Source organism: Neobacillus drentensis, assembly GCF_036966985.1.
Classification (GTDB): domain Bacteria; phylum Bacillota; class Bacilli; order Bacillales; family Cytobacillaceae; genus Neobacillus; species Neobacillus drentensis_E.
In genome coordinates this window covers 372-1,180 of sequence record NZ_JBALSN010000645.1, presented here as the reverse complement: position 1 = coordinate 1,180, position 809 = coordinate 372, and the positions used below count along the sequence as shown (strand labels likewise).

General features: G+C 41.0%; 1 protein-coding gene. It reads left to right on the top strand.

Going from position 1 to position 809, the window contains the following annotated elements; translation table 11 throughout:
• The coding region (locus V7659_RS29720) for a sigma 54-interacting transcriptional regulator (protein ID WP_335543631.1) at positions 1–809 on the top strand (809 nt) is incomplete at both ends.

Genomic DNA, 809 nt, shown 5'->3' with positions numbered 1-809 from the left:
GCAAATCAAGAAATGGTTTTGGAAAATGATCGAAAAATTATTACCACAAGGATTCCTATTATTGAGGAAAATGGCACCTTGATTGGAGCATTTGCTGTCTTCAAAGATATTACTGAAGTGGTTAATCTTGCGGAGGAACTTACAGATTTACGAGAAATTCAAACGATGCTTCAGGCTATTATTCATTCTAGTGATGATGCCATTTCTGTTGTGGATGAGAATGGCAGGGGAATACTTATTAATCCTGCATACTCACGGATTACAGGTCTTACTCAGGAGCAAGTAATAGGCCAACCTGCTACAGCCGATATATCTGAGGGCGAAAGTATGCATATGAAAGTGCTGCAAACAAGGAGAGCTGTCCGCGGGGTACCAATGAGAGTGGGGCCCAGTAAACGGGAAGTTATAGTAAATGTTGCTCCAATTATTGTAAAAGGCAAATTAAAAGGCAGTGTTGGTGTTATCCACGATATGTCAGAGATGAAATCTTTAAATAGGGAATTGAATCGTGCACGGCAACTCATTCGCAAACTTGAAGCCAAATATACATTTGAGGATATCATTGGTCAATCCGATGAAATGGTGCTTGCCATGGAACAAGCAAAATTAGGAGCAAAAACTCCTGCAACCGTCCTCCTGCGGGGTGAATCGGGAACAGGGAAGGAATTGTTTGCACATGCTATACATAATGCCAGTGACCGGAAATATAACAAATTTATCAGGGTTAATTGTGCTGCGATTTCAGAAACATTATTGGAAAGTGAACTATTTGGCTATGAAGAGGGTGCTTTTTCGGGGGCGATAAGAGG